This window comes from Nonomuraea endophytica, from assembly GCF_014203235.1.
Classification (GTDB): domain Bacteria; phylum Actinomycetota; class Actinomycetes; order Streptosporangiales; family Streptosporangiaceae; genus Nonomuraea; species Nonomuraea endophytica.
Map to the genome: position 1 here is coordinate 47,136 of NZ_JACHIN010000029.1, position 7,622 is coordinate 54,757.

5 protein-coding genes are annotated in these 7,622 nt (G+C 66.4%); all 5 read left to right on the forward strand.

The window, feature by feature from the left end:
- Nucleotides 1–32: 32 nt before the first annotated feature.
- The 5 genes from tig to HNR40_RS52075 all read left to right on the forward strand — a co-directional run bounded on the left by tig (nucleotide 33) and on the right by HNR40_RS52075 (nucleotide 7,195).
- Entirely contained in the window at nucleotides 33–1,415 is a 1,383-nt protein-coding gene (gene tig, locus HNR40_RS52055) for a trigger factor (RefSeq protein WP_184976090.1), read from the forward strand.
- A gap of 391 nt (nucleotides 1,416–1,806) precedes the next feature.
- Complete coding sequence (locus tag HNR40_RS52060) at nucleotides 1,807–2,439, forward strand: ClpP family protease (protein WP_184976093.1); 633 nt, start codon at nucleotides 1,807–1,809, stop codon at nucleotides 2,437–2,439.
- 11 nt (nucleotides 2,440–2,450) lie between these two features.
- The gene (locus HNR40_RS52065) at nucleotides 2,451–3,074 is read left to right on the forward strand and encodes an ATP-dependent Clp protease proteolytic subunit (protein ID WP_184976096.1); all 624 of its coding nucleotides are present in this window, start codon (nucleotides 2,451–2,453) and stop codon (nucleotides 3,072–3,074) included.
- Between the two features lie 183 nt (nucleotides 3,075–3,257).
- A complete protein-coding gene (gene clpX / locus HNR40_RS52070) occupies nucleotides 3,258–4,538 on the forward strand; it encodes an ATP-dependent Clp protease ATP-binding subunit ClpX (RefSeq protein ID WP_184976099.1) in 1,281 nt (426 codons plus the stop codon).
- A gap of 92 nt (nucleotides 4,539–4,630) precedes the next feature.
- Nucleotides 4,631–7,195, forward strand: coding sequence for a valine--tRNA ligase (locus HNR40_RS52075; RefSeq protein WP_184976102.1), 2,565 nt, complete (start codon nucleotides 4,631–4,633; stop codon nucleotides 7,193–7,195).
- Nucleotides 7,196–7,622 lie beyond the last annotated feature (427 nt).

The following is a 7,622-nucleotide window of genomic DNA, read 5'->3' on the forward strand; positions in this document are numbered from 1 at the left end:
ATCACTCGAAGCTTGATCAAGGAGACCACCCCGTGAAGACCGCTGTCGAGGAGCTCAGCCCGACCAGGGTGAAGCTCACTGTCGAGGTGCCGTTCGAAGAGCTGCGCCCGAGCCTGGATGCGGCATACAAGAAGGTCGCGCAGCAGGTCCGCGTGCCCGGCTTCCGTCCTGGCAAGGTGCCGGCCCGCATCATCGAGCAGCGCTTCGGCCGCGCGGTGGTGCTGGAGGAGACCCTCAACGACGCGGTGCCCAAGCTCTACGGCCAGGCTGTCGACGAGGTCGACGTCTTCCCGGTCAGCCAGCCCGACATCGAGGTCACGAAGATCGAGGACGGTGAGCAGATCGAGTTCACCGCCGAGGTCGACATCCGCCCCAACTTCGACGTCCCCGACTACGCGGGCGCCGAGGTCACCGTCGACGCGGCCACGGTCTCCGACGAGGACATCGACGGGCAGCTCGACGGCCTGCGCCAGCGCTTCGCGACGCTGACCGGCGTCGAGCGCGCGGCCGCCGACGGCGACTTCGTCGTCATGGACCTGCGCGCCGAGATCGACGGCAACAACATCGAGGAGCAGCAGGCCAACGAGGTCTCCTACGAGGTCGGCGCAGGCTCCGTGCTCCAGGGCCTCGACGAGGCGCTCGTGGGCATGTCCGCGGGCGAGGAGAAGACCTTCGGCACCGAGCTGGTCGGCGGCGACAACGCCGGCGAGCAGGCTGACGTGATCATCACCGTCAAGTCGGTCAAGGAGAAGGTGCTTCCCGAGCTCGACGACGACTTCGCGCAGCTGGCCAGCGAGTTCGACACGCTGGAGGAGCTCAAGGACAGCATCCGCGAGACCGCCCGCCGCAACAAGCTGGTCGACCAGGTCGTCCAGGCGCGCGAGAACGCCCTCGACGCCCTGCTGGAGAAGATCGACATCCCGATCCCCGACAGCGCGCTCAAGGCCGAGGTCGACGCCCGCAAGCACAACCTCGACCACCAGATCGCCGAGTCCGGCCTCAGCCGCGACGCCTTCTTCCGTCTTTACCAGACGACGGAGGAGGAGCGCTTCGCCGAGTTCGACACCAACTCCGCGAAGGCCATCAAGACCGGCTTCGTCCTCGACAAGATCGTCAAGGCCGAGGAACTGGGCGTCTCCGAGCAGGAGCTGACCAACTTCGTCGTCCGCCGCGCCATGCAGATGGGCGTCCAGCCCAACCAGCTGGCCCAGCACCTCGCCGACAACGACCAGCTCACGCTGGCCATGGTCGAGATCGTCCGCGACAAGGCCAAGGCCGTCGTGGGTGACGCCGCCAAGATCGTCGACTCCGAGGGCGCCGAGATCGACCTCAAGGCCATCTACACCGAGATCAACGGTGAAGAGGTCGTCGAGGAGCCGGCCGACACGCCGGCCGAGGAGAAGGCCGACGCCTGATCCCAAGGCTCACGAAAGCCCCCGGTCGTCATGGCCGGGGGCTTTCGCCGTTCCCGGTCCTCGCGGCGCCCCGGAGGGGCGCAGGAGGGCGCCGGGCGGCGGGAGGGTGGACGGCGGGCTCGGCGCCCTTCCGGCGGGCTCAGGGTGGGGCACGGAGACCGGTCAAGAGTGCGTCGTAACGGCGGGAACCATGTCCGACGTGAGAAGCGCCCGCAGATCGGGAGCAACTTAGCTGAAGTGGGAGGCGCTCAGCTGGCTGCGCCGTAAAGTATGGGCATCCAACCACCTGCGCCGACAGCGAACAGGTGGGGAGACGGGGCATGACCGCTAGCCGAGGCGCGTTAAGGTCACAAGCAAAGCCAATCGTTACGACGCATCGGAAGGTGAAGCTGTGACCAGCCCGCCGACCTTCAATCAGCCCGAGTCGCGAGGCCGTGAGAACGGCTCGTCCTTCCGGCTTGAGGACCAGCTTTACCAGCGCCTGCTGCGTGAGCGCATCATTGTGCTCGGGCAGGAGGTCAACGACGAGATCGCCAACCGCATTTGTGCGGAGCTCCTGTTGCTCGCGGCCGACGACCCGGACCGCGACATCTGGCTCTACATCAACTCGCCTGGCGGCTCGGTGACCGCCGGCATGGCGATATACGACATGATGGAGTATGTGCCGAACGACGTCGCGACGGTGGCGATGGGCCTGGCCGCTTCCATGGGCCAGTTCCTGCTGTCGGCCGGCGCCAGGGGCAAGCGCTACGCGCTGCCGCACGCGCGCATCATGATGCACCAGCCTTCCGGCGGCATCGGCGGCACCGCCGCCGACATCGCCATCCAGGCTGAGCAGATGCTCTACGTGAAGAAGACGCTGGCCGAGCGGATCGCCGCGCACACCGGCCAGACGCTGGAGCAGATCGAGTCCGACTCCGACCGAGACCGGTGGTTCACGGCCGAGGAGGCCAAGGACTACGGCTTCATCGACCAGGTCGTGCGCAACGCACGGCAGGTGCCCTCCGCGGGCGCCGTCTCCTAGGGGGAGCTGAAGTGAACATCCAGAGCCGCTACGTTCTCCCCTCCTTCGTCGAGCGCACGTCTTACGGCGTGAAGGAGATGAACCCGTACAACAAGCTCTTCGAGGACAGGATCATCTTCCTCGGCGTGCAGATCGACGACGCGTCGGCCAATGACGTCATGGCCCAGTTGCTGACGCTGGAGTCGCTTGACCCCGACCGGGACATCAGCATCTACATCAACTCGCCCGGTGGCTCCTTCACCGCGATGACGGCGATTTACGACACGATGCAATATGTCCGGCCGGAGATCTCGACCATCTGCCTCGGACAGGCGGCCTCGGCCGCCGCGGTGTTGCTCGCCGGCGGCACGCCGGGCAAGCGCCTGGCGCTGCCCAACGCGCGCATCCTGATCCACCAGCCCTCCACCGAGGGCGGCGGCCAGGCCAGCGACATCGAGGTCCAGGCCCGCGAGATCCTTCGCATGCGCACGCTCCTCGAGGAGATGGTGGCGAAGCACTCCGGCAAGGAACCCGCCGAAGTCCGCCGCGACATTGAACGCGACAAAATTCTCAACGCGGAAGAGGCAAAGGCGTATGGTCTGATCGATGACATCATCCCGACCAGGAAGAAGCGGGCACAGGCCGTAGCTTCCTGATGTGATGTGAGGCACCGGAGCGCTGCCCAATAGGGCACGTTCCGGTGCGACTCGCCGCTAGGGGGCTCACTGAGGGCCCAGAAGACGGTAACGTCGAAACCTGAGCGGTTCGGCCAAGTCCGGAGGAAGTCCGGAAACACTGCTCTTGGGAGCAGGGCGGTCCCACGCAAAGGAGTATCTGGGGTGGCACGCATCGGCGACGGGGGAGACCTGCTGAAGTGCTCTTTCTGCGGGAAGAGCCAGAAGCAAGTCAAGAAGCTCATCGCCGGTCCCGGCGTATACATCTGCGATGAGTGCATCGATCTCTGCAACGAGATCATCGAGGAGGAGCTTTCCGAGTCCTCCGAACTCAAGTGGGACAATCTGCCGAAGCCGAGGGAGATCTACGAGTTCCTCGACGCCTACGTCATCGGTCAGGACCAGGCGAAGAAGGCGCTCTCGGTGGCGGTCTACAACCACTACAAGCGGGTGCAGTCCGGCGACCGCGGCAGAGACGAGGGCATAGAGCTCTCGAAGTCCAACATCCTGCTGCTCGGGCCCACGGGCTCCGGCAAGACCCTGCTGGCGCAGACGCTGGCCAAGATGCTCAACGTGCCGTTCGCCATCGCCGACGCCACCGCGCTGACCGAGGCGGGCTATGTGGGCGAGGACGTCGAGAACATCCTGCTCAAGCTGATCCAGGCCGCTGACTACGACGTCAAGAAGGCCGAGACCGGCATCATCTACATCGACGAGGTCGACAAGATCGCCCGCAAGAGCGAAAACCCGTCGATCACCCGCGACGTCTCCGGTGAGGGCGTGCAGCAGGCGCTGCTGAAGATACTGGAGGGGACCACAGCCTCGGTTCCTCCGCAGGGCGGCCGCAAGCACCCGCACCAGGAGTTCATCCAGATCGACACCACCAACGTGCTGTTCATCTGCGGTGGCGCCTTCGCCGGCCTCGAGAAGATCATCGAGTCGCGCATCGGCAAGAAGGGCATCGGCTTCAACGCCATCATCCGCTCGAAGGAAGAGGTCGACACCGTCGACATCTTCGGCGACGTGATGCCCGAGGACCTGCTGAAGTTCGGCATGATCCCCGAGTTCGTGGGCCGCCTGCCGGTCATCACCAGCGTGCACAACCTCGACCGCGAGGCGCTCATCCAGATCCTCACCGAGCCGCGCAACGCCCTGGTGAAGCAGTACCGCAAGCTGTTCGAGATCGACGGCGTCGAGCTGGAGTTCACCGACGACGCGCTGGAGGCCATCGCCGACCAGGCGATCCTGCGCGGCACCGGTGCCCGAGGTCTTCGCGCGATCCTCGAAGAGGTCCTGCTGTCGGTCATGTACGAAGTGCCCTCCCGCCAGGACGTCGCCCGGGTGGTCATCACCCGCGAGTCCGTGCTGGAGCACGCGATCCCGACGCTGGTCCCGCGTGACCAGTTGGCCAAGCAGCAGCGTCCGCCGCGCGAGAAGTCGGCCTAGCTCGTCCCGGCACGACGAAGCGCCCCGCCTGTTGGTGGGGCGCTTCTCCATGTGGAGACGATCCCGTCAACGGCGGCACTAAACTTGGCCGGGTGACAACGCCAGAGCTGCCTACCCAGTACACCCCGGCCGACGTCGAGACCCGGAGCTACTCACGCTGGGAATCCGAAGGCTACTTCCGCGCCGATCCGGGCAGCTCCCGCGAGCCGTACTCCATCGTCCTGCCCCCGCCGAACGTGACGGGCGTGCTGCACATCGGCCACGCGCTCGACCACTCCATCCAGGACGCGCTGACGCGCCGCGCGCGGATGCGCGGCAAGGAAGCGCTGTGGGTGCCCGGCATGGACCACGCGGGCATCGCCACCCAGAACGTCGTCGAGCGCAAGCTCGGCGCGGAGGGCCTGTCGCGGCACGACCTCGGCCGCCAGGCCTTCGTGGAGAAGGTCTGGCAGTGGAAGGAGGAGTCCGGCGGCGCCATCCTCGGCCAGATGCGGCGGCTCGGTGACAGCGTCGACTGGTCCCGCGAGCGGTTCACGATGGACGAGGGCCTGTCGCGCGCCGTCCAGACGATCTTCAAGCGGCTCTTCGACGACGGGCTCATCTATCGCGCCGAGCGCATCATCAACTGGTGCGTGCGCTGTCACACCGCACTTTCCGACATCGAGGTCGAGCACAGCGAGGACGACGGCGAGCTCGTCTCCATCCGCTATTCCGACGAGGTCGTCGTCGCCACCACGCGGGCCGAGACGATGCTCGGCGACACCGCCGTCGCGGTCAATCCCGCCGACGAGCGCTACACCCACCTGGTCGGCACGTACGTGGAGCTGCCGCTCACCGGCCGGCGCATCCCGATCGTCGCCGACGAGCACGTCGATCCGGCCTTCGGCACCGGCGCGGTCAAGGTCACCCCGGCCCACGACCCCAACGACTTCGAGATCGGCCGCCGCCACTCGCTGCCGTCGCTGACCGTCATGGACGAGCACGGCGTCATCACCGCCCACGGCCCGTTCCAGGGGCTCGACCGCTTCGAGGCGCGGCCCGCCGTGGTGGCCGCCCTGCGCGCGGAAGGCCGCATCGTCGCCGAGAAGCGGCCTTACGTGCACTCGGTCGGACACTGCTCGCGGTGCAAGACCGTGGTCGAGCCGCGCCTGTCGCTGCAGTGGTTCGTCAACGTCGGGCCGCTGGCCAAGGAGGCCGGTGACGCGGTGCGCGACGGGCGTACCCGCATCCACCCGCCGGAGCTGGCCAAGCGCTACTTCGACTGGGTCGACGACATGCACGACTGGTGCATCTCCCGGCAGCTGTGGTGGGGTCACCGCATTCCGGTCTGGTACGGCCCGGCCGGCGAAGTCGTCTGCGTGGGTCCGGACGAGCAGCCTCCGGCGGGGTATACCCAGGATCCTGACGTGCTGGACACCTGGTTCTCCTCGGCGCTCTGGCCGTTCTCGACACTGGGCTGGCCGGAGAAGACCGCGGACCTGTCCCGCTTCTACCCGACCTCGGTGCTGGTGACCGGCTACGACATCCTGTTCTTCTGGGTCGCGAGGATGATGATGTTCGGCCTCTACGCGATGGAGGGGCAGCCGCCGTTCCAGGTGGTGGCCCTGCACGGCATGGTGCGCGACCAATACGGCAAGAAGATGTCCAAGTCCTTCGGGAACGTGGTGGATCCGCTCGACTGGATCGACCGCTTCGGCGCCGACGCGACCCGCTTCACGCTGTTGCGCGGCGCCAACCCCGGCGCCGACGTGGCGGTCAGCGAGGAGTGGGCGGCCGGCTCGCGCAACTTCTGCAACAAGATCTGGAACGCCACGCGGTTCGCGCTGATGAACGGCGCCGCGGTCGGGGAGCTCCCTTCCGACCTCACCGCGGCCGACCGGTGGATCCTGTCCCGGCTCCAGCACACGATCGAGGCGGCCGACGCCGCCTTCGAGGAATTCGAGTTCGCCAAGGTCTCCGACCTGCTCTACCACTTCGCGTGGGACGAGGTCTGCGACTGGTATCTGGAGCTGGCGAAGATCCAGATCGCCGAGGGCCGCACGGGCACCCGCCTGGTCCTGGGCCACGTGTTCGACGCGCTGCTGCGGCTGTTGCACCCGCTGGTCCCGTTCGTCACCGAGGAACTGTGGCAGGCGGTCACCGGCGGCACGTCCGTGATGGTGGCGCAGTGGCCGGTCGCCGACCCGCGCTATCGCGATCCGGCGGCCGAATCCGAGATCACCGCGCTCCAGGAGCTGGTGACCGAGGTCCGCCGCTTCCGCTCCGACCAGGGACTCAAGCCGGGCCAGCGGGTCGCCGCACGTCTCGGTCTCTCCGGTACGGCTCTCGCCGCGCAAGAGGCCGCGATCCGGTCGCTGCTGCGGCTGGAGGAGCCGGGTGACGGGTTCTCCGCCACCGCGCGGTTCGCGGTGGCCGGGGTGAGCGTCGAGATCGACACCGCCGGGGCCATCGACGTGGTGGCCGAGCGCAAGCGCCTGGAGAAGGATCTCGCCGTGGCACGCAAGGAGGCCGCCCAGGTGTCGGCCAAGCTGGGCAACGAGCAGTTCATGGCCAAGGCTCCCGAAGACGTGGTGGCCAAGGTCAGGGCACGTGCGACGCAGTCCGGCGAGGACATCGCGCGCCTGGAGGCGCAGCTCGCGGCCCTGCCGGCTGGATGATGTTTGGCGGTAACGCATGGAGGGAAGACTCATTCGTTACCGGGAAGTTGGACGTTGTACCTGTGTTGGGCTGCTACAGTTTTCAACGCAGGGTGAGCACGCCCCGATGAGCCTCCGGGTTCGGAGCTCATCGGAACGCTGCTAGGCTCTGGACCATCCCAACGACTGATCCGGATCTTCCGGCTGCGTCCGCTTGATTGGACAAGGGCCCGATGTTGGAGTAAGTTAGCGGGGTTGCCTCAAATCCACCCAGATGGCCGATTTGACAGGGTCATCTGGATCTGGTAAGATAGAGGCAGACGAAATGTGCGCCTCTCGCAGTACTGGAGAGTACGCGTCCGTTTCTTGAGAACTCAACAGTGTGTTAAAAGCCAGTGCATGAAGTATTTCATGCAACACCTCGTCTGGAATATGATGAGTTTTTGCT